At 65.8% G+C, this 19820-nt stretch carries 20 protein-coding genes, 1 CRISPR repeat array and 2 riboswitches (1 of these 23 only partly in view); of the genes, 5 read left to right on the top strand and 15 right to left on the bottom strand.

What is annotated here, in order from left to right; all coding sequences use genetic code 11:
- Window positions 1–22: 22 nt before the first annotated feature.
- From cbiD to ACK28C_RS05515, 10 genes are all read right to left on the bottom strand, one after another.
- On the bottom strand, window positions 23–1108 hold the full coding sequence (gene cbiD / locus ACK28C_RS05560; RefSeq protein WP_409152579.1) for a cobalt-precorrin-5B (C(1))-methyltransferase CbiD: 1086 nt from the start codon (window positions 1106–1108) through the stop codon (window positions 23–25).
- A complete protein-coding gene (locus ACK28C_RS05555) occupies window positions 1105–1719 on the bottom strand; it encodes a precorrin-8X methylmutase (protein ID WP_409152578.1) in 615 nt (204 codons plus the stop codon). Before ACK28C_RS05555 ends, cbiD begins: the two co-directional genes overlap by 4 nt.
- 81 nt (window positions 1720–1800) lie before the next feature.
- Window positions 1801–2709 carry a hypothetical protein gene (locus ACK28C_RS05550; RefSeq protein WP_409152577.1) on the bottom strand — a complete coding sequence of 303 codons (909 nt, stop codon included), beginning with the start codon at window positions 2707–2709 and terminating at the stop codon, window positions 1801–1803.
- Window positions 2706–3413 (bottom strand): precorrin-2 C(20)-methyltransferase, encoded by a 708-nt coding sequence (locus tag ACK28C_RS05545; protein WP_409152576.1) that lies wholly within the window; start codon window positions 3411–3413, stop codon window positions 2706–2708. The genes ACK28C_RS05550 and ACK28C_RS05545 overlap by 4 nt, the downstream gene beginning before the upstream one ends.
- A complete protein-coding gene (locus ACK28C_RS05540) occupies window positions 3410–4252 on the bottom strand; it encodes an ABC transporter substrate-binding protein (protein WP_409152575.1) in 843 nt (280 codons plus the stop codon). The genes ACK28C_RS05545 and ACK28C_RS05540 overlap by 4 nt, the downstream gene beginning before the upstream one ends.
- A 29-nt stretch (window positions 4253–4281) precedes the next feature.
- On the bottom strand, window positions 4282–5058 hold the full coding sequence (locus tag ACK28C_RS05535; RefSeq protein WP_015556837.1) for an ABC transporter ATP-binding protein: 777 nt from the start codon (window positions 5056–5058) through the stop codon (window positions 4282–4284).
- Entirely contained in the window at window positions 5055–6059 is a 1005-nt protein-coding gene (locus ACK28C_RS05530; RefSeq protein ID WP_409152574.1) for a FecCD family ABC transporter permease, read from the bottom strand. The genes ACK28C_RS05535 and ACK28C_RS05530 overlap by 4 nt, the downstream gene beginning before the upstream one ends.
- Window positions 6060–6077: 18 nt before the next feature.
- A complete protein-coding gene (locus ACK28C_RS05525; protein WP_015556836.1) occupies window positions 6078–6968 on the bottom strand; it encodes a sirohydrochlorin cobaltochelatase in 891 nt (296 codons plus the stop codon).
- 169 nt (window positions 6969–7137) lie between these two features.
- A riboswitch (cobalamin riboswitch) is annotated at window positions 7138–7317 on the bottom strand.
- An 83-nt stretch (window positions 7318–7400) separates the two neighbouring features.
- The gene (locus tag ACK28C_RS05520; protein WP_409152573.1) at window positions 7401–8297 is read right to left on the bottom strand and encodes an Rpn family recombination-promoting nuclease/putative transposase; all 897 of its coding nucleotides are present in this window, start codon (window positions 8295–8297) and stop codon (window positions 7401–7403) included.
- Window positions 8298–8348: 51 nt separating this feature from the next.
- Entirely contained in the window at window positions 8349–8669 is a 321-nt protein-coding gene (locus ACK28C_RS05515; RefSeq protein ID WP_409152572.1) for a hypothetical protein, read from the bottom strand.
- Window positions 8670–9101: 432 nt separating this feature from the next.
- A riboswitch (cobalamin riboswitch) is annotated at window positions 9102–9257 on the top strand.
- 220 nt (window positions 9258–9477) lie between these two features.
- On the opposite strand from ACK28C_RS05515, the gene ACK28C_RS05510 reads away from it, so the two are divergent.
- From ACK28C_RS05510 to ACK28C_RS05490, 5 genes are all read left to right on the top strand, one after another.
- Window positions 9478–10488 (top strand): ABC transporter substrate-binding protein, encoded by a 1011-nt coding sequence (locus tag ACK28C_RS05510; protein WP_015556833.1) that lies wholly within the window; start codon window positions 9478–9480, stop codon window positions 10486–10488.
- Between the two features lie 27 nt (window positions 10489–10515).
- Window positions 10516–11580 carry an iron ABC transporter permease gene (locus tag ACK28C_RS05505; RefSeq protein ID WP_015556832.1) on the top strand — a complete coding sequence of 355 codons (1065 nt, stop codon included), beginning with the start codon at window positions 10516–10518 and terminating at the stop codon, window positions 11578–11580.
- Entirely contained in the window at window positions 11577–12386 is an 810-nt protein-coding gene (locus tag ACK28C_RS05500) for an ABC transporter ATP-binding protein (RefSeq protein WP_015556831.1), read from the top strand. The genes ACK28C_RS05505 and ACK28C_RS05500 overlap by 4 nt, the downstream gene beginning before the upstream one ends.
- A gap of 673 nt (window positions 12387–13059) precedes the next feature.
- The gene (locus ACK28C_RS05495) at window positions 13060–13788 is read left to right on the top strand and encodes a cyclase family protein (RefSeq protein ID WP_015556830.1); all 729 of its coding nucleotides are present in this window, start codon (window positions 13060–13062) and stop codon (window positions 13786–13788) included.
- A 355-nt stretch (window positions 13789–14143) separates the two neighbouring features.
- Window positions 14144–14764: an ABC transporter ATP-binding protein gene (locus ACK28C_RS05490; protein WP_409152571.1), complete on the top strand. Its 621-nt coding sequence runs from the start codon at window positions 14144–14146 to the stop codon at window positions 14762–14764.
- A 40-nt stretch (window positions 14765–14804) separates the two neighbouring features.
- On the opposite strand, the gene ACK28C_RS05485 is transcribed toward ACK28C_RS05490, so the two are convergent.
- The 5 genes from ACK28C_RS05485 to ACK28C_RS05465 all read right to left on the bottom strand — a co-directional run bounded on the left by ACK28C_RS05485 (window position 14805) and on the right by ACK28C_RS05465 (window position 19102).
- A complete protein-coding gene (locus ACK28C_RS05485; RefSeq protein ID WP_409152570.1) occupies window positions 14805–15689 on the bottom strand; it encodes an Rpn family recombination-promoting nuclease/putative transposase in 885 nt (294 codons plus the stop codon).
- 280 nt (window positions 15690–15969) lie between these two features.
- Entirely contained in the window at window positions 15970–16629 is a 660-nt protein-coding gene (locus ACK28C_RS05480; protein ID WP_409152569.1) for an ABC-2 transporter permease, read from the bottom strand.
- Complete coding sequence (locus ACK28C_RS05475; protein ID WP_409152568.1) at window positions 16626–17345, bottom strand: ABC transporter ATP-binding protein; 720 nt, start codon at window positions 17343–17345, stop codon at window positions 16626–16628. The genes ACK28C_RS05480 and ACK28C_RS05475 overlap by 4 nt, the downstream gene beginning before the upstream one ends.
- A 215-nt stretch (window positions 17346–17560) precedes the next feature.
- The gene (locus ACK28C_RS05470; protein ID WP_015556829.1) at window positions 17561–18289 is read right to left on the bottom strand and encodes a MarR family winged helix-turn-helix transcriptional regulator; all 729 of its coding nucleotides are present in this window, start codon (window positions 18287–18289) and stop codon (window positions 17561–17563) included.
- Window positions 18290–18502: 213 nt separating this feature from the next.
- Window positions 18503–19102, bottom strand: coding sequence for a hypothetical protein (locus ACK28C_RS05465; RefSeq protein WP_409152567.1), 600 nt, complete (start codon window positions 19100–19102; stop codon window positions 18503–18505).
- A 326-nt stretch (window positions 19103–19428) separates the two neighbouring features.
- A CRISPR array of direct repeats spans window positions 19429–19820; the repeat unit is 30 nt; unit sequence GTTTCCATCCCTCTAAGGAAGTTTAGGAAG (it continues 174 nt past the right edge of the window).

Genomic DNA, 19820 nt, shown 5'->3' with positions numbered 1-19820 from the left:
GCCTCCAGCAATTGGACGGGCGTCACACCGCAGGCCCCCGCATTCCGCGAAAGGCCTCTGCGCCGGGCGTCTCCCCCAAAATCGCGCCCTCGTTGTCCACGAACGCCGCCTCGATGGGGAGCTCCCCGAAGGAGCGGTCCGTCGCGCGGCGGGCCGCGACGGCCGCCAGCGCCGTCCAGAGGCTTTTCAGCCCGAATTCCTCCAGGAGGCCCATGGCGTTCTCCGTCGTGCGGCACTCGTAGAGCCTCCGCACGGTCTCAGCGGGCGCGCCCGCGATCGCCGCCTGCGTGCAGAGCGCCTCGAGCCGTCCGTCCGCGTCGCGGTTGTGCGTGCGGAACGACCCCGCCGCCACCTTCAGGAGCTTGCCGGGATGCCCTCCCAGCAGGCCACGCTCAAACCCCATGCGGTGCGCCTCGTCCAGCACGAAGCCCGGATAGTTCCCCGCCTGGACCACGCAGCGCCCCTCGATGCCGAAGGCGCGGCGCAGGGCCTTCTCCCCCGTGCCGCCGAACGTGATGACCAGCCGCTGCACCCCCAGGGACCGCATGACGCTGAGCTCCATGGTCATCGACGCCAAAAGCGCCGCCTCGTCCATGGGGCGCACGACGCCCGTCGTCCCCAGGACGGAGAGCCCGCCCACGACGCCGAGGCGCGGGTTGAAGGTGCGCCGCGCCACCTCCTCGCCGCCGGGGATCGAGATCGTGACGCGCACGGCGCGGTCGCCCAGCACCTCGCGCAGCGCGTCCACGATCATCCGCCGTGGGCCGGGGTTGATGGCCGGCTCGCCCGGCGGGACCTTCATCCCCGGAAGCGTCACCGTGCCCACCCCCGGACCGGCGGCAAAGACGACCTCGCCCGGCGCCTCCGACACCTCGAGCGACGCGCACACCGTCAGCCCGTCCGTCGCGTCGATGTCGTCCCCCGCGTCCTTCACCACGCCGCACCCGCCCGGCACGGCGTGGACGTCCAGCGTGAACTCGCGCCCCGTGGGGCCCGTCACCGTCACCCGCTCCGGCAGGCCCTCCGTCAGCAGGAGGGCCGCCGCCTTTGCGGCCGCCGCGGCGCAGGTTCCGGTCGTCACTCCTTCCCGAAGCCCTGTCGCGTTCACCGGTCCTCCATGCCGTAGAACAGGGCGTTGAGGATGGCCGCAGCCACGGTGGAGCCACCCTTGCGCCCCATGGCCACGATCTGCGGCACGTCCGTCGCGGCCAGGACCTCCTTGGACTCCACGACGTTCACGAAGCCCACCGGAACGCCCACCACCAGCGACGGGCGCGCGCGGCCCTCACGGATGAGCTCGCACAGGCGCATCAGGGCCGTCGGCGCGTTGCCGATGGCGAACACCGCGTCGGGCGTCGCCTCGACGGCACGCTCCATGCAGACGACGGCGCGCGTGACGCCCCGGCGCCGGGCCTCCTCCCCCACCTCCGGGTCCGCCATGCGGCAGACCACCTCCACGCCCCAGCGGGCGGCCGAGGGCTTGCTGACCCCCGCCGCGGCCATGGCCGTGTCCGTCACCACCGCGACGCCGCGCCGCAGGGCCTCGCGCCCCAGGGTCACCGCGCCTCGCGAGAACGCGAGCGTCCTCACGAAGTCGAAGTCCGCCGTCGCGTGGACGACGCGCTTCACCACGGGCAGCTCCTCCGCCGCTCCGCGCCATTCCCCCATCTCGCGCGCGATGATCTCCATGCTGGCGCGTTCGATCTCCTCAGGCCTCATGCCATCGTTCCCCCTTCTCCCAATCCCTCATAACCCGCAGGCCCCCAGCCCCGCCCGATGGGCCCCCGCACCACAGGACGATCATCCGAGCGGCAGAGCGGCCAGGAGAAGGCTCAACAGCACGAGCGGCAGCATCGTCCCCACGTTCCAGAACAGCATCGACCGCGCCAGGTCCGGCGGGAAGAGCCCGAAGTAGTACCCCGCGTTCTGCCGCACGGCGCGGGTGAGGATCCCCAGCCCGTTGCCCAGAAGGAGCGCGAAGACGGCCTGCGCCGGGCTCAGGTCCCCCGCCGCCAGGCCACCCCCCGCCAGCGACAGCGCCGCGGAGACGTGGGCGATGGACGCCGCCGCGACGGCCCAGCCCGCAAGCGGCAGGAACGTCCCCCCCATGAACCAGCGCTGGAACGCGCCCTCCAGCCAGGGGACCAGCGCGTAGGCCGCGGCGAAGAGCGCCCAGGCCAGGGGCAGCGTCCGCAGGAGCTTGGCGTGAAGGCCCTTCAACAGGCCCTCGCGCCGCGCCGCCCCCCCCCCCGCCGTCTCCTCGTCCGGCCCCGCCTCGCAGCCCCCGCCCCGGCGCAGGAGGACCAGGGCCAGCGCAAAACGGGCCGCGCTCCGCAGGAGGAGCACGACCGCAAAGACGGCGCCCGCGCCCCCCGCCATGGAGGCGCAGAGCGCGAACGTCGCCGGCCAGCGCCGCAGGTAGGCGGGGAATGCCAGGGCGAGCGTGCCCCAAAGCGCCGCCCTTCGGTCCAGCCGCCCCTCGTCCAGTGCGGAGGCCAGGATGGCCGCGCCCGCCCTGGACGAGCCGAGGCTGACGGTGAGGGACAGGCCCACCAGCGGCCCGATCCCGTGCCGCCGCAGCCAGGGCGTGAGGCGCGCCATCAGCCGGTCCGCCAGCCCCCAGCGCAGCACGGCTCCGCCGATGGCGAGCCCCAGCAGGATGTCCGCCGTCAGCCACACCTCGCCCTCGAGGAGCCCCGCCAGGTTCATTCCGCCGCCCGGAGCCTCCAGAGCAGCAGCACCGACAGGTACTCCTTCGCCGGGGCGACGGCCTCGGCGCCGCAGAGGACGCACTCCTCCGGCAACCCCGCCCGATCCACCCGGATCGTCTCGCGCCACGGGCCGGACCGCGCCACCAGGCCGGCCAGCTCCTCCCCCAGGGCGCTCGGCTTGTAGAGCGCCGCGGCGTCCGCAGCCCTGAGCGCCGCCTCGATCCTGGAGGGCTCCGCCGTGCCAGGGACGACGCAGAGGACCTCCTCGCCCAGCGCCAGGAAGCGCCGAGCGCAGGACGCGGCCAGCGAGTGAGCCGAGACGCCGGGGACCAGCTGCAACTCCAGGTCCGGCACGAGTTCCCGCCAGACGCCGTACAGGTAGGCCCCCGTGGCGTAGAGCGCGGAGTCCCCGATCACGGGCAGGGCAACGGTTCGGGCGCCCTGCCAACGGGGCCGAAGCCCCTCCAGCTGGGCCCGCAGCTCCGCGTCGCGCCGCGCCGCGTCGTAGACCATGGGAAAGACGATCGGCACGGGGTCAAAGGCGCCCCCCAGCCGCTCCGCCAGCGCCCCTTCCGCCACGCCGGGCCTTCCGGCCCCTGAGCGGGGCACCAGCACCAGGTCCGCTTCCTGAACGGCCCCCAGCGCCCCCACCGTCACGTGGTCCACGCCTCCGGGGCCGACGCCGACGACGATGAGCTTCATCGGGCCGCTTCCCCGTAGAGGACGTCCATCAGGAGCCGTCCGCCCCGCTCCAGCCCCAGGAGGGAGGGCCGGCTCAGGAGGTTTTCCGGCATGGCCGCCAGGCGGGTGCGCTCCAGGGCTCCGGCCCAGCGCCGGGCCCGCACCGCCTCCAGCGTCGAGGCGTTCATCGCGCCCTGCTGGACGAGGTAGACGTCCAGCCCATCCTCCAGGAGCTTCAGCACCCGCTCAAGCCCCCAGGGGGCCAGTGCGCTGCCCTCGCGAATGGGTTCCGCCTCCCGCGCCGCGTTCTCGCCCCCGGCCAGCTCGATGAGGTGCGCCGCCCAGGAGCCCGGCGCGCAGGTGTGCAGCTCGCGCGCCGTGGCCTCCAGGAAGACGCGCGGCACCCTCCCTCCGGCGGCCTCCCGCCTCGCAGCAGCCTCCTGCCGGATCGCCGCCCTGGTCGCCTCAAGCCGCTCCACGCCCGATTCGGGGTCCAGGCCGAGGATGCCGGCCAACGTCCGCAGGTAGTCCGCAAAGCCGTCCCAGGAGGGTGGGTCGATGGACTCCACCCGGACGCCCGCCCGCTGCAGCACGTCCGCGAGGCCGGGGTTCGCGCGCTGCGTCAGGCCCCGCATCAGGACGACGTCCGGCGAGAGCGCCAGGATGGCCTCAGCCCCCGTCTGCTTGGAGAAGCGCGGGAGGTTCGGGAGAAGGTCCGCGTCGTCGTTCTCCGACAACCCCACCAGCGACTCCGCCCCGCCGAGGGCCACCGCGTTGTCCGAGTGCCCCGGATAGAGCGAAACGACGCGAAGGGCCAGCGCAGGCGCAGCGAGGCCGGGGGAAAGAACAAGGGTTAACATCAGGAAAAAGAACAGCAGGGACCGTGTCATCACTCGCAGAGAGCGCGCCACATCACGTCCCCCCTTTCTGATCGGTAAGATAGAAACGGCGCGCCGTAGAGGGACTCCAGGACGCGCCCGTCCAGGGCCTCGACGGGCCCCTGAGAGCAGAACCGCCCTTCCTTCAGGGCCAGGTAGTCGTCGATGAAGGGAAGCGCTGCATTGACGTCGTGTACCGCGGCGGCCACCGTCCGCCCCTCCCGCGCCAGCTCGCGCAGCAGGCCCAGGACGCGAGCCGCCTGATGGGGGTCCAGGGCCGAGGTGGGTTCGTCCAGCAGCAGCACGGGGGGGTCCTGGACCAGCGCGCAGGCCAGGACCACCCGCTGCGCTTCGCCGCCCGACAGCGACGTCACGTCGCGCGACAGGAGGGAGCGCACCCCCACGCGCTCCGCCGCAGCCTCGATGAGCGCCTCGTCCTCCGCGTTCAGGGGTCGGGCGGGGAACCCGCGGTGGGGCAGTCGCCCCATCCCGATGACCTCCCAGACGGAGAAGGGGTAGAGCGGGCGAAAGTGCTGCGGCACGACGCCCACCAGCCGCCCGAACTGCCGCCGGGAGACGCCCCGCACCTCGCGCCCCAGGAGCGTCAACCCGCCGCCGTAGGGCAGGAGGCCGGCCATCGTGCGCAGGAGCGTGCTCTTGCCGCTGCCGTTGGGGCCGATCAGCGCGGTGAACCGCCCCGAAGGCAGGTCCGCGGTGAGGCCCCGCAGGACCCTCCGGTCCCCGTAGCCGGCGGTCAGGTCCGCGAGGCGAAAGCAGGCGGCGCTCATGACCGCCGCCCCCGCCGGATCAGGAGCCAGCAGAAGAAGGGCCCGCCAATCAGCGCGGTGAGCACGCCGACGGGCAGCTCCCCAAGGGCCTGAGCCACGCCGTCCGCCGCCGCCAGCAGGCAGCCTCCGGCCAGGAAGGAGAGCAGGATCAGCGGCCGGTGCGCCGGGCCGACGGCCAGCCGCAGCAGGTGCGGCACCACGAGGCCCACGAAGCCGATGATGCCGAAGAAGCTCACCGAGGCCGCAGCGCCCAGGGAGGCCGCCAGGAGCAGAAGGCACCGGAGGCGCCTCTCGTTGACGCCCAGCATCGCGCCCCGGCCGGAGCCCAGGGACATGGCGTCCAGCATGGGGGCACAGAAGAGCCCCGACGCCAGCACCAGGGCCGCCGCGCCCCACACGGCCGCGCCGCCGGAGGCTCCGGCCCCCGAAAAGCTCCCCATCATCCACAGGACGATCGCGCCCAGCTTGTCGTCCGCCACCGCCTTGACGAACGTCACTCCCGCGGACAGCACCGCGTTGGCGACGATGCCCGCCAGCACCAACTGCCCTCCGCCCGCCCGCCAGGCGATGAGCCCCACGAGGCACAGGGCCCCCACGGCCCCCGCGAAGGCCGCGGGGATCACTGCCGCGGTGCCCAACAGGAGCCCCAGCGCCCCGCCGAAGGCCGCCCCGGCGGCGATGCCCAGCGTGTAGGGCTCCGCCAGGGGGTTCGCGAGGATGCCCTGCAGGAGCGCGCCGGAAACGCTGAGCAATCCGCCCGTCCCCACCGCCGCAAACAGGCGGGGCAGCCGCACGGAGCGGATCACGAGCGCCTCCGGCAGGGAGGCCTCCGCCTCCGGCAGGCGCGGGGACAGCAGATACAGCACGCGGGGAAGCGGGATATCCCACTCCCCCAGCGTGACGCGCCACACGACCGCACAGGCAAGAGCGAGGAGAAGCGCCCCGCCGACGGCCCAGGCCCTGCGGCTCTGCGCCTTGCGGCAGGCCGCGATCTCAGTCATCGAGGAAACGCGCCCGCGCTACATCATCTCGCGGATGCGCTCGACGAAGCTCTTCGCGATGTTCTCGTCCTGACCCAGTCCAACCAGGTAGGGTGTGACGTCCTTGTAGCCCGCCTTCTTCAGCACGTTCAGCCAGGACTCCTCGTCGTCCGCGCCAGCCAGGTCGTTGTTGGCGTGGTCGCCCGCCACGATCATCAGCGGGGAGATCACCAGCTTGCGGATGTCCTTGTGGCGCTTAAGCGCGCGGATGACGTCCTCCACCTTGGGCTCGGCCTCCACGGTGCCGAGGAAGAAGCGACCGTAGGCGACCTTGTCGAGGGAGAACTGCAGCTGGCTGTACATGGCGTGGGCGATGTGCTCCGGCGTGCCGTGCCCCATGAGGACGATGGCCGTCCCTTTGTCCTTCAGCTGCTTCTCAAAGCGGGTCATCAGGAGCTTGGCCATCTTGTCGCAGTCCTCCACGCCGTTCAGGCAGGGGGCTCCAAGGGCGATCTTCTTGAAGCCGTACTTGCCCTTCAGGGACGCAAAGGCGTCCACGACGTTCTGCATCTCGTCGTACTCCTCGCCGGGGATGATGTGCGTCGGCATGACGTACACGTGGGTGAAGCCCTCGTCGTTCATCGCGGCAAGCGCCTGAACCGGCGTCGGCACGACCTCGTTGCGCTCGCGGGCGATCTTGCGGCGGATGATGTTCGACGTGAAGGCGAGGCGGACCTCCGCGTCGGGGAAGGCCTTCTTCGCCGCCTCCACCAGGTTGTCGATGGCGGGACGGGCCTCCGGCATGGACGTGCCGAAGGACGACACCAGGATCCCCATCTTGTCGGGCTTCGCGTCGCCGTGGGCGGACCATGCCGGGGAAGCAGAAAGCAGCGCCGCAGCGACCAGCATTACACAGACAAACTTGTTCATGACACATACCTCCATCGTGATAAGGATACCCCTGCCCTCGCAGGGTAGAGCACAGCCTGGTGAAAAGGCGTGAAAAAAGGAGGCTCGGCATCGCGCCGGGCCTCCTTCGCCGTATGCGGTTCGCAGTCTGCGTCCTGCAGCAGCACCGGAGGGTTGCCCACGCAAATGCCCATCGGTCCTCGCGCAGGGTCAATATCCTGACTTCCCCTCCTCCTCGTCCGCGCCCTTCCCGAAGGGGTTTCCCCTTCAGTGGGCCTTGCCTGCGGATTCGTCCGGGTCACAGTGGCGGGGCCGCGCGGGTCTTGCACCCGCTTCCTGGCCCTGCGACGCCTTATTTAAGGCTATTTAAGCACATTGCTCCACCGCTGTCAAATCCCCGCGGGGCCCAATCCCGCAGGAACGTGAAGCGCGGGCAAAGCAGGGGGCCAACAATCAGTTGTCCATCCCCCGCCGCAGTGCCTCCACCTCGCCGAGGGATAGCCCGGTGAAGTCAACGACCTGCTCCAGCGGGACGCCTCGCACCAGCATCCGCCGCGCCGTGGCGGCGATGCCCCTTGCCTCTCCAAGCTTTATGCCTCTCGCCTCTCCAAGCTGAATGCCCTCCGTCCTGCCAAGACGTATGCCCCTGGCCTCCACCTTATCCAAAACGCTCAGCATGGTAACGCTCTCCCCCTCCCTGAATTGATTCTGCGCATCCTCAAATCGATGGTCCCGCGTCAGTGCAGACAACAGCTTCAGCACTCCGTCCACGTGCTCGACAACCCGACGGGAAGGAACGTAATCCCGCTTCCTCCTCATCTGCACAAAGTAGTCCGCCACTATCCTGAAGTCGCTCGTGAAACGCTCCACCTGCTCGTCCGTCAGAAAGGATATCTCGAAGAGATTCACCCTGTGATCACTCACAAACGGCTTCATTTCATCGGGAACCCGGACCCTCTCATAGAGCGACCGAGGCCCCGTCCAGGGCTCTTCGCCAAAGTAAAGGACCAACGTCACCACGGGGTAGAGGCCGCCTTTTTCAGACAGCTGGTTGCGGTAATCCGCCCCCTCGTATCCCAGCACCCGAAGCGGCATGTCCCTGTCGATCCGGGTTTGATTCTCAAAGCCGATCAGCGAGATGACGATCCCTTCCGGAGCCCACAGCTTGGAGACGTCCCGTTCCTGCTCGCGGAGTTTGCCGTCCGCCTTGTACTGGGTGCGCGCCTGCGTATCACGCAGGTCGTCGGGGAGAATCCGCCTCTCTCCGTTGAAGAGCAGCACGTTCACGATGTCCGCAAAAACGTCATTGTAGGACTCAAGGTGCCGTTCCGTGATGTCCTTCTCAGGCATCCCCCGACCTCCTGTCGCCTATGTTGTCTTCATTATAGCAAAGTCGGGCCGTCAGCCCAAAACGCAGCGCCGGAGGCGGTGCTGCGGCATCGTTCGCCTGCACCGGCCCTCCAGGTCCAGTGCAAGCGAGCCGCCCTTCTTGCCCTCGCCAGGTTTCTTGCCGTCATCAGGCTTCTTTCCGTAAAAGGACGTGGCCTTCCCGGTGTTGGACCTGGACACCAAACCATACTGTTTGATGGTGCCCGTGACATTCCATACCGTACAGAACCACCAGAACCACGAATCCGGTTTCACAGCCACGTCGTTCGAGACCCGGACGTTCACCAGACGATCGTTCCCCGATGGCGTCATCTCCGTCGGTGTCAACGTCAATAACGGGTGCGCTTGAAAAAATCAGCCCATTCAAGGCCAAATCGACGATCATCCCCACGCGGCCTGAGGCTTGAATCCCAGCGCTGGCCCTCTGAGGGTCAAGCGGTCCCCGCCCCAATCGTCAACCACGCAGAACCGCGGCGCGACACAATATTTACCCCCGCATCAACATCAACGGTCACCAAAGCACCCTCGATAAACGCCTTGTCGCCGACCGATGGCGGACCATCTTAAGGAAGCCAGTTGTCAGGGGTACTCCACTTTGTGTCGCCTCCAACGCCCTTCCACGTATCAATCTTCGCCAACGCGGTCCCGGCAAGGCTCAGAGCGAAGGCCGCCGCCAGCGCCGCCACGCCTGCGACATTGGCCCTGCGCGCGCCTTTCATTTTTCCTCCCCTCGTGCTAAGATGACGGCACAGGTCAAGGCCGTGCGGCAGCGCGCAAGCGCTCCAAGAGGGAAGGGGGTGCAAGTCCCCCGCAGCTTCCACTACTGTAAGCGACGACGAGAGGACATCAGGCCACTGTCCCGGCAGGACGCCGGAGCGGGAAGGCGTCCTCGAGGAGGAATCGCAAGCCAGGAGACCTGCCCACGCGCCGCAGCAAGAACTCCCGGGACAGGGGAGCGGCGGCTTTTTTCCAGGATCTTTGCGTTCGCGCGCCGAGGGACCCCGTCCGTGGAGGGCGGGGCCTTTTTGTTGTGCGCTTCGCGCTTATTTTTTAAGAAGGGGGGTGACGGTGGAGGGAGGGACCGCGGCGTCTGCGTTTTTCCGTTTGCGTTTATGATCAGCGAATCGAGGAGGAAGTCTTGATGAGAAACAGGTTCTTTGCTTTTGTGCTCTGCGCGGCGGCCGCGCTCCTGCTGGCCCTGTCCCCGGCGGAGGCCGCGCGGACGGCATACCCCGTCACGATCGACAACGGGGACCGGCAGGTGACGTTCGAGAAGGCGCCGGAGCGGGTCGTGACCAACGGCGACGGCAACATCATCGAGCTGATGTTCGCCCTCGACCTGGACGACAGGCTCGCCGGCTACGCGGGCTTCCCGGAGTACGGCGGCCAGGTCGCGCCGGACCACCGGGAGAGGCTCAAGAAGATCCCCGTCGCCGCACCGGGCTACATCACGCTCGAGGTGCTGCTGGGGCAGAAGCCGGACCTCTTCCTGTCCGGCTACCAGTACGGGACGAGCGTTCCGGGCGACACGTCGGCCGGAGCCATCACGCCGGACGAGCTGGAGAAGCACGGCGTCAAGTGCTACAACATCACGGAGTCCCTGATCCGCGTCATGAAGAAGCCGCCGGTGAGCCTCGAGGACACCTACACGGACCTGAGGAACCTGGGCATCATCTTCGACGTGCAGGACCGCGCGGAGCAGTGCATCGCTTCCATGAAGGAGCGCGCCGCAGCCGTGGAGGCGAAGCTGGCAGACGTGGACGCGGCGAAGCCGATCGGCGTCTTCATCTATCAGACGTGGAACGCGCCGGACCAGCCCCCGCGCACGGTGGGCGCCCAGGCCATGCCGAGCGCCCTGATGAAGATGGCGAAGGCCCGCAACGTCTTTGACGACATCGACGACAGCTACGTCAAGGCCACCTGGGAGGACGTCGTGGGGCGCAACCCGGACGTCATCCTGATCCTGGAGTGCGGAAACGCCAACGGCGCGGAGCGAAAGAAGCTCCTGATGGAGGACCCCGTCCTTCAGGGCGTGAAGGCGATCCAGGACGACCGCGTCATCGTCATCAGGGTTGAGGAGACGTATCCGGGCCCGCGGGCCGTCATCGGCCTCGAGGCCATCGCCCGGGCGCTCTACCCCGACCGGTTCTAGCCGCGCCACCCTGCTGGCGGACCTCTCATGAGTCCTCTCTCCCCCTTCAGGAGGACGGGCGTTCCCGCGCTCGTCCTCCTCGCCCTCCTGCTCCTGACGATGACCTTCGGCGTCTCCACCGGTCCGGTGCCCATCCCCTTCGGAAGGGTCTGGGGCATCGTCCTGCATCAGGTCTTCCCCGACTGGCAGGCCATGGCTCAGGACTGGCCGCAGAACGAGGTCAGCATCGTCTGGCAGCTCCGGCTTCCCCGCGTGCTCCTGGGGGCCATCGTCGGGGCCGGGCTGATGATGGCCGGCGCGGCCATCCAGTCGCTGGTGCGCAACTCCCTGGCGGACCCCTACCTGCTCGGCATCTCCTCCGGCGGCTGTGCGGGCGCAGTGGCGGCCCTCCTGCTCCTGGGAAAGGTCCTGGGCAGCAGCTACACCGGCCTGTCCACCGTCTTCCTCATGGCCTTCCTCGGCTCCCTCCTGGCCTTCGGCCTCGTCCTCCTCATCGCCGCGCAGGGGGAAGGGCTCACGCCCATGCGCATGATCCTGTCGGGGCTGGCCGTCAGCTACATGTTCACGGCCCTCACGAACTTCATGGTCTACCTCAACCAGCGGAGCGGGGCCGAGAGCGCGATGTTCTGGATGCTGGGCGGTCTGGGCGGCGCGCGTTGGGACCGGCTTCCGATCCCCCTCGCGGTCACCGCGGCCTGCCTCGTCCTCCTCGTCCTTCAGGGGCGGTCCCTCAACGCGCTGATGCTGGGGGACGAAAGCGCGGCGGCTCTGGGCGTGGACGTCCGGCGCTTCAGACGCTTCCTGTTCGCGCTCACGTCGCTCCTGACGGGAACGCTGGTGGCCGTCAGCGGCTCCATCGGCTTCGTTGGGCTCGTGGTGCCGCACGTCATGCGCATGACCGTCGGCGCGGACCATCGGCGCATCCTGCCCCTGGGCGCGCTGGTCGGCGCCATCTTCCTCATTCTCGCGGACGCCTTCTCCCGCGCGGTTCTGGCGCCCCGTGAGCTCCCCCTCGGCGTCGTGACGGGCTTCGTCGGCGCGCCGTTCTTCATCTGGCTCCTCAGGCGGAGCGGGAGGCAGGGGCGGTCATGAGCGCAACGCTGAAGGTCGAGGCCCTCCGATGGGGCGCGGAGGGCCGCCCCATCGTCCAGGGCGTCTCACTCACGGTGGAGGAGGGCGAGTTCGTGGGCGTCATCGGCCCGAACGGCAGCGGGAAGTCCAGCCTGCTGCGCTGCATCTACCGCGCCAGCCGGCCCCAGGGCGGCACCGTCCTCCTGGACGGCCGCGACCTGTGGCGGATGCCGGTGAAGGAGGCCGCGCGGCACGCTGCCGCCGTGCCGCAGGAGATGCCGACGCAGTTCGAGTTCACCGTCCGCGAGATCGTGGCCATGGGGCGCTATCCCCACAAGGGGCCCTTCAGCGGCGTGGACGCGCGGGACGAGGCGCTCGTCGATCGGGCGCTCGAGTACGTCGGGATGACCCCCTGCGCCGAACGGACGTTTGCATCGCTGTCGGGCGGTGAGAAGCAGCGCGCGCTCATCGCGCGGGCCATCGCCCAGGACGCCGGCCTTCTGCTCCTGGACGAGCCGACGAATCACCTGGACGTCTACTATCAGTTGGAGATCCTGGACCTGATCCGCAGCGCCGGCGTCAGTTGCCTCGTCGTGATGCACGACCTGAACCTGGCCGCGCAGCACTGCGACCGCCTGTACGTCATGCACGACGGGCGCGTCGTCGCCGGCGGAAGGCCGCGGGACGTCCTGACCCCGGAGCTGATCCGCCGCGTGTACCGCGTGGAGGCAGAGGTCACGACCGCGCCGGGCGGCGCGCCCCACGTGCTGTTCCTCCGCGCCCTCAAGCCGCAGAGGACGGCAGAGCTCAAACCAAACCGCGCTTAAAAGCGTGGCTCGCCTTCCAAAAAGGGGAGGTGGCCTAAAGGGTCGGAAGATGCGTTTCGCCTCCCTGCAAGGGGAGGCAATCCACATTAGACGCGATTTGGTATCCGATGTCCTTCCTTCGGTAAATCGGTCAGGCTATCCAGAAAGAGACCCCATAGAGGAGCACCGTCAGGACAGGGAGCCTCAGTTCCGAACGACAAAAACCCTTTTTTTATCAAAAAACAACAAAAATATTTTTATTATTTTGTGGTTTTATCTGATGACATTATGCCTTTTCGGGGCATAGAATGGCATTAAGTTGCACAGTTCTACGTTTTATTTCCTTCGCGGTCGCCCGAAACTCGAGGGAGTGAGCCGAAGTGGTTCGTCTCCCTTCCGGTGGCCTTCTTGTCCGCCTGTATTCGTGCGCTTTTGATCCGTTTATGACTTATGGTTTCGTTCTGACGCCATGGTGTACTCGAAGCGGATCCATCTCGCAGGATAAAGTCGATAGCTGAAATTTTTATCCGTTTTCGGGAAAATCGTGCATAGCCTCATGTCGGGCATGGAAAGGACAGCCGCAGGTGATGGCGGAGGGGGTGGTGTCCGTAACGGATTTTTAGTGTGGTATTCCGTATCGCGTGGCGCTGAGGGGTCGTTGTCCGGTGAATGGAGTCGAGGAGGAGGGGGACTCATGAACTTCAACCAGAAGTGGAAAATCATCGATTTGAGCCAGGAGATCTATGAGGGGATGCCTGTTTTCGGCATGCATCAAAAGACCTTTTTCATGGTGAACCAGACCCACGAACAGAACATGAAGGATACGGGCTCCAAGACCCTTGGGTTCTCGGCCAGGAACATGTTGATCAGCGAGCACGGCCCCACGCATTCCGACGCGGTCTGGGAGTTCAAGCCGGATGGGCCGACCATCGAGAAAATGGCGCTGGAGCTCTTCTATGGGGATGCCATCTGCGTCGACCTCCGGCACGTCCGGTATCCGGACTACATCGAGGTGAAGGATATCGAGGAGGCCTTGGAGAAGCATGGCCTCGATATCCGAAAAGGGGACATCTTCCTGATGTACACGGGGCACTACGAGAGGACGTATCCCGACAGGGGGTATGGTGGCATCACGGCCAAGCACTCCGGCGTATCCTATGAGGCCGCAAAGTGGCTGGCCGAAAAAGGCGTGGTGAACATCGGCGTCGATTCTCCGGCAATCGACCAGACCCCCGACGACCTGGATTTCTCCGGTCATCTCGTCTGCGGGGAGTTCGGAATCACGAATACGGAGAACCTGTGCAACCTGGACAAGGTGGTCGGGAAGCGTTTCATCTATATGGGGCTTCCCCTGAGGATCCGTGCCGGCAGCGGGTCTCCGATACGTGCCGTAGCCCTAGTCGAGAGGGAACCGGAGCCCTAAGCCATTCTTTCGGCGACGTCGCCGGGTGCGTCCCCTGAAAAACCGTTCGGTTGGTCTCCCTGCTGATGGTTTTCAGGGAGCTTTTTACGATGTTCGGCATATTTTTTATCCTCGGCCAGACGACCGACCTTACGCAAGCCGATCTTTCGGGAGGATTGCGGCGGTCGGTTGGTCGGCTGAGGGCGAAGGAAGTCCAGGGGACTTCCGTAGCTCGGCCAGACGACCGACCTTACGCAAGCCGATCTTTCGGGAGGATTGCGGCGGTCGGTTGGTCGGCTGAGGGCGAAGGAAGTCCAGGGGACTTCCGTAGCTCGGCCAGACGACCGACCTTACGCAAGCCGATCTTTCGGGAGGATTGCGGCGGTCGGTTGGTCGGCTGAGGGCGAAGGAAGCCGTGCGGCACGCCGCCGCCGTGCCGCAGGAGATGCCGGCGCAGTTCGAGTTCACCGTCCGCGAGATCGTGGCCATGGGGCGCTATCCTCACAAGGGTCCATTCAGCGGCTCGGACGCTCGGGACGAGGAACTCGTCGATCGGGCGCTCGAGTACGTCGGGATGACCCCCTGCGCCGAACGGACGTTTGCATCGCTGTCGGGCGGTGAGAAGCAGCGCGCGCTCATCGCGCGGGCCATCGCCCAGGACGCCGGCCTTCTGCTCCTGGACGAGCCGACGAACCACCTGGACGTCTACTATCAGCTGGAGATCCTGGCCCTGATCCGCAGCGCGGGCGTCAGCTGCCTCGTCGTGATGCACGACCTGAACCTGGCCGCGCAGCACTGCGACCGCCTGTACGTCATGCACGACGGGTGCGTCGTCGCCGGCGGAAGGCCGCGGGACGTCCTGACGCCAGAGCTGATCCGCCGCGTGTACCGCGTGGAGGCAGAGGTCACGACCGCGCCGGGCGGCGCGCCCCACGTGCTGTTCCTCCGCGCCCTCAAGCCGCAGAGGACGGCAGAGCTCAAACCAAACCGCGTTTAAAAGCGTGGCGGCGGAGGGGTTTGCTTTTAACGCGAAACGGTTAAGCCTGCCCCGTTTCCTTCAGGGACTGGACTTCCTCCAGGGACAGTCCGGTAGCCTCTGCAATTTTGGCCAAGTCCAGTCCCATCCGAAGCAGATTCCGCGCCGTCTCCGTTCGGCCGAGTTGTATACCTCTCGCCTCTCCAAGCTGTATGCCCTCCGTCCTGCCAAGTCGTATGCCCCTGGCCTCCACCTTATCCAAAACGCTCAGCATGGTAACGCTCTCCCCCTCCCTGAATTGATTCTGCGCATCCTCAAATCGATGGTCCCGCGTCAGTGCAGACAACAGCTTCAGCACTCCGTCCACGTGCTCGACAACCCGACGGGAGGGAACGTAATCCCGCTTCCTCCTCATCTGCACAAAGTAGTCCGCCACTATCCTGAAGTCGCTCGTGAAACGCTCCACCTGCTCGTCCGTCAGAAAGGATATCTCAAAGAGATTCACCCTGTGATCACTCACAAACGGCTTCATTTCATCGGGAACCCGGACCCTCTCGTAGAGCGACCGAGGCCCCGTCCAGGGCTCTTCGCCAAAGTAAAGGACCAGCGTGACCACGGGGTAGAGGCCACCTTTTTCAGACAGCTGGTTGCGGTAATCCGCCCCCTCGTATCCCAGCACCCGAAGCGGCATGTCTCTGTCGATCCGGGTTTGATTCTCAAAGCCGATCAGCGAGATGACGATCCCTTCCGGAGCCCACAGCTTGGAGACGTCCCGCTCCTGCTCGTGGAGTTTACCGTCCGCCTTGTACTGGGTGCGCGCCCTCGTATCGCGCAGGTCGTCGGGGAGAACCCGTCTTTGCCCGTTGAAGAGCAGCACGTTCATGATGTCCGCAAAAACGTCGTTATAGGATTCAAGGTGCCGTTCCGTGATGTCCTTCTCCGGCATGACGCGCCCTCCAGTCGTTTATCTTGCCTTCATTATAACAAAGCAGCAAAGCCGGATCGTCAATCCAAAAACGCGGCGCTAAATTGCCGAATCGCCAGGCTGAAAGCGGCAGCGGATTGAAAGCGCGGGGAGCGGATCAGCGAGAGGACAATTCCTTCAGCCCAAACAACCCCTCAGTCCCCCCTTCGGGGAGCCTTCCGGCTGCCGTTCGTTACCGCTCACGGGCCGTCAGTCCCAGCCCCTCCGGGGCAGCCCCCCTTCCAGAGTGCAAATTGGCATTTCAGAGGTCCTTCCTCCCGTAAATCCGGCAGGAGATGCGAAAGGAGACCCCGTAAAGGAGTGCCGTCAGGACAAGGAACGCCAGGAGCCAATGGCGGTTGAACATCGCCTCCAGGGACTTCATCAGGTCCGCCCCCAGCGCGGAAGCGAGGTGCTGGAGCCCCCACCCGACCAGGACAGCTCCAGCGAGCAGGACAAAGACCAGGATTCGCCCCTGCGTCGCGCCCCCCTTGTAGATGCAGGGGATCTGGACCGCATTCATGATGGCCATCAGGAACACCCCCACCAGGACCAAGCCCAGCCACCTGTCGATTTGGTCGACCGTGCCGTGCTTGCCCCACTGCAGCGCCAGGCCGAGGAGCACCCCCGATGCCGCCCCCGCTGCGCTGCTGGCAAACGCCATGAGGTATTTCGACAGGACGATCTCCCTCCGGCTGACGGGCAGGCAGGCGACGTACCGTTCGGCGTTGCTCATCTCGTCGAAGGTGAAGGAGAACAGGACCACCATGCCGAAGCCGAAGGCCATCAGGAGCGGAAGAAACTGCAGCTTGTCCCAGGCGAAGGAGGCGCCGGCCAGGACGACCGTCCAGAACAGCAACGGGTACTTGAAGTCCTTCATCTGCAGCAGGTCTTTGACGATAAGGCCCTTGATGGCTCTCATGCGGTGATCCCTCCCCTCCGGCTCTGACGGCGGAGCATCAGGGCCTCAAGGCTCCCGTCCCGCATCAGGTCGCACGTTGCGCCCGAAAGGACGATCCGCCCCTGACGGATGAAGGCGATCCGGTCGGCGATGCGCTCCAGGTCCGAGGTGATATGGCTCGAAATCAGAACGGCGTGTGACGGGTCCGCCGCGAACGTCTGCAACAGGTCCAGGATATCCCTTCGCGCCACCGGGTCCAGGCCGGCCGCGGGCTCGTCCAGGACCAGCAGGTCGGGGCGGTGGGGCAAAGCGGCCGCCACCTTCAGCTTCGCCTTCATCCCGCTGGAGTACCGCTTGATCCTCTTGTCCGGGGGCAGCTGCAGGGACTGCAACATTCGGAAAAAACAGGGTTCGTCCCAGCTTCGATAAACGCTCTTCACAATCAGGCCGACGTCGCGCGCGGTCAGCTCGCCCGACAAAAAGCTGTCGTCCAGCACGACGCCAAGCCGCTCCTTGATGGCCTTCTCCTGATGACGATAACGCATGCCGAAGACCTCGACCTCGCCCCGATCAATGGCGACGAGGTTCAGGACGGCCCGGATCGTGGTGGTCTTTCCCGCCCCATTCTCCCCGATAAGGCCCAGGATCATCCCACCCTCCAACGTCAGGTCAACGTCCTGCAGGCAAAAGCCCTCGTAGCTCTTGGACAGTCCTCGAACCGATAAGATGGTCTGCACGGAAGCCCCCTCCTTGACTTTCAAAGAAGCGCCAAATCACCTTAAAAAGTTGCCGAAAGCGATCAAGGCTCATCAAGCCAAAGGGGTCCTTCAGCGCTTCCCTGAAACTTTCCCGTGCGCTTCGCGCGGCCTGATGAATTTCTGGCACTAGAGACAATACGGTTGACCGTTCCCGACAACTTAGCCAGCGGGGCCTGAAATTTTGAGGCCCTTCGCTACTCCTCCGCGTCGCCGCTTTCCTTCTGCCGCTGCCAGGGGCACCGGCCCCTCCCCTCCGGCACCGGGCCGTCGTAGTCCGGGGAAAACCGTTCGGCGCCCGGCAGGTCCTTCGGGGCCGGCCCACGCAGGTCGCAGCCGAGGCGCGGGTCTTCGCCCCTCCTGCGGCTCCATCGAAACATTTTAACCCCTCCCCTCACGCCGAATCCGCTCTGACGAACGGCTTCCTCAAAGCGCTCGTCCCCCATGCGCTCGCGCGCCTGCTCCATCCAGGCGGACAGGTGCTCCTCAAACGGGATCTCCACCTGCGATTCCAGAGAATCGATGATTCGGTCCAGGTAACGGCTCAGGGCGGAAAGTTCCTCGCCCGACAAGCAGCCAAAGACGCTTGCCCAATCGCTTTCGGGCTGCCGCAGCTCCTTCCCCTTGTCCGTCAGGTGGACGATCATCACCCGCCGATCCTCCTCCGAGGGCTTCCGCTCAACGTAGCCGCCCTGCTCCAGGCGGTTGAGAAGCTCGTTGAGCGATTGCTGTCGGAGCCCCAACAGGTACGCCAGGTCCTTCGTGGCGATCTTCGGCTGGACCTTCAGAAAGGCGAGGACACGCCCCTGACCGTAATGGATATCCGAAAAAGGGCCGTATTCCGTATGGCGGAGCATCTGCAGCCGCCGCAAAAGCCATTGCACGAAAGACAGCTTTTCGTAGATATCCCTGCAAACGTCGTCCATTCCCATCCCTCCCCACAAATACCACAGGCACCTGTTATATAAGCCCATGATATCCCCCTCCCTGCGAGGCTGTCAAGATCAAATCAACAGGCACCTGTTTATTTACGTCGTATGACGGACCTCTTCCTCGTGTTCGGAGCGGAGAAGGGCCTCACCGTTCCGAGCCTGCCCGCCGCTCTCCGGCACATCAATCCGCGGGCAAGGGGCGCCCCTTCACCGGGACACGCGGATGACGCCGCCGCGCCGGTCCTCCCCCGAGTTCCACATCCGCCGCAGGCTCAGCCAGTGCGGCTTGCCGTAGGTGACGGCCTCCACCATCAGGTCGTCCCCCGCCTCCTCGTATCCGGCCAGGTTGAACCAGTGCCACTCAAAATCCTCCAGCGCGTCGTCCTGGTGGCGCAGCATCAGGTAGGGGACGGGAAGGCCGCTACTCAGTTGCTCCCGAACCACCCCACGCGCCTCCTCAAAGGGCACCGTGCCGGACAGCCCCTCCAGGCGCCGGCCGCTGCCGCCGGCGTCGCGCCAGTACTGCGACAGCCCCTCGATGTAGATCTCAAGGAAGTCGATCCCGTGGGAACGCGGCGACAGGTAGGGCTTCATGTCCCTGGCGAAGCGGAGGAAGTCCTCCCGGTTGAGGTGGCGCAGGTCGTAGGGGTAGAGGCTCTCGGCGTCCTCGCGGAGCGCCAGGTAGATGCACAGGTCGCACGCCGTCACCGCCGCACACCCGCCGTGGTACATGTCCCACTCCGGGAACCAGTCCTGATTCCCCCCAAGCCCGTCCTCGATTTGAATGTAGTCCAGCTCGTTCTTCATCGTCCACCTCCGGCGCGCGGCGTGCCCTCCCGAATTTTTTGCAGCATTTTTTATTGTATCTCTTTTTTCGTCCTTTTGTCTCCCCCCGCTCCGACTTTTGTTTCCTTAACTTTTGCCGGACGGGCGCCGCCGGCCGCCCTCCCCCAAACCGCGGGCAAAAAAATAGCACCTTGCAGGGACTGTTTGCAAAAACAGTGTTAAGCTAAGGAAGTTTCAGAAGCGCCAGGGCTTGTACGCCAGCGCGGCGGATTCTGCTGTTTCCATCCCTCTTCTAAGGAAGTTTAGGAAATGCGGGTGGGGCTGCCCGGTGTCCACTGGCAGCGCATGTTTCCATCCCTCTAAGGAAGTTTAGGAAGCTGGTCCCCGCGCCAGACCGTCTTGCTCTTGATATCGGTTTCCATCCCTCTAAGGAAGTTTAGGAAGGACCCCGACGGTCCGGGCGCCACCCCCCGCCGCGAAACAGTTTCCATCCCTCTAAGGAAGTTTAGGAAGTGGAGCTGATGCGGTCGTGGGCTGGGTACCGTCCCGTGTTTCCATCCCTCTAAGGAAGTTTAGGAAGGCACAGCGTTCCCATAGCGGCATAATCTGCCGCGCTAGTTTCCATCCCTCTAAGGAAGTTTAGGAAGTGGATGGGTTCTATGACACACCGAACGGCACAGGAGGGTTTCCATCCCTCTAAGGAAGTTTAGGAAGCAAGATTTTCCGGTGATGTTTTCAT

Origin of the sequence: Fretibacterium fastidiosum (genome assembly GCF_964642095.1) — a bacterium.
Classification (GTDB): domain Bacteria; phylum Synergistota; class Synergistia; order Synergistales; family Aminobacteriaceae; genus Fretibacterium; species Fretibacterium fastidiosum.
This window is presented reverse-complemented; position numbering and strand designations above follow the sequence as displayed.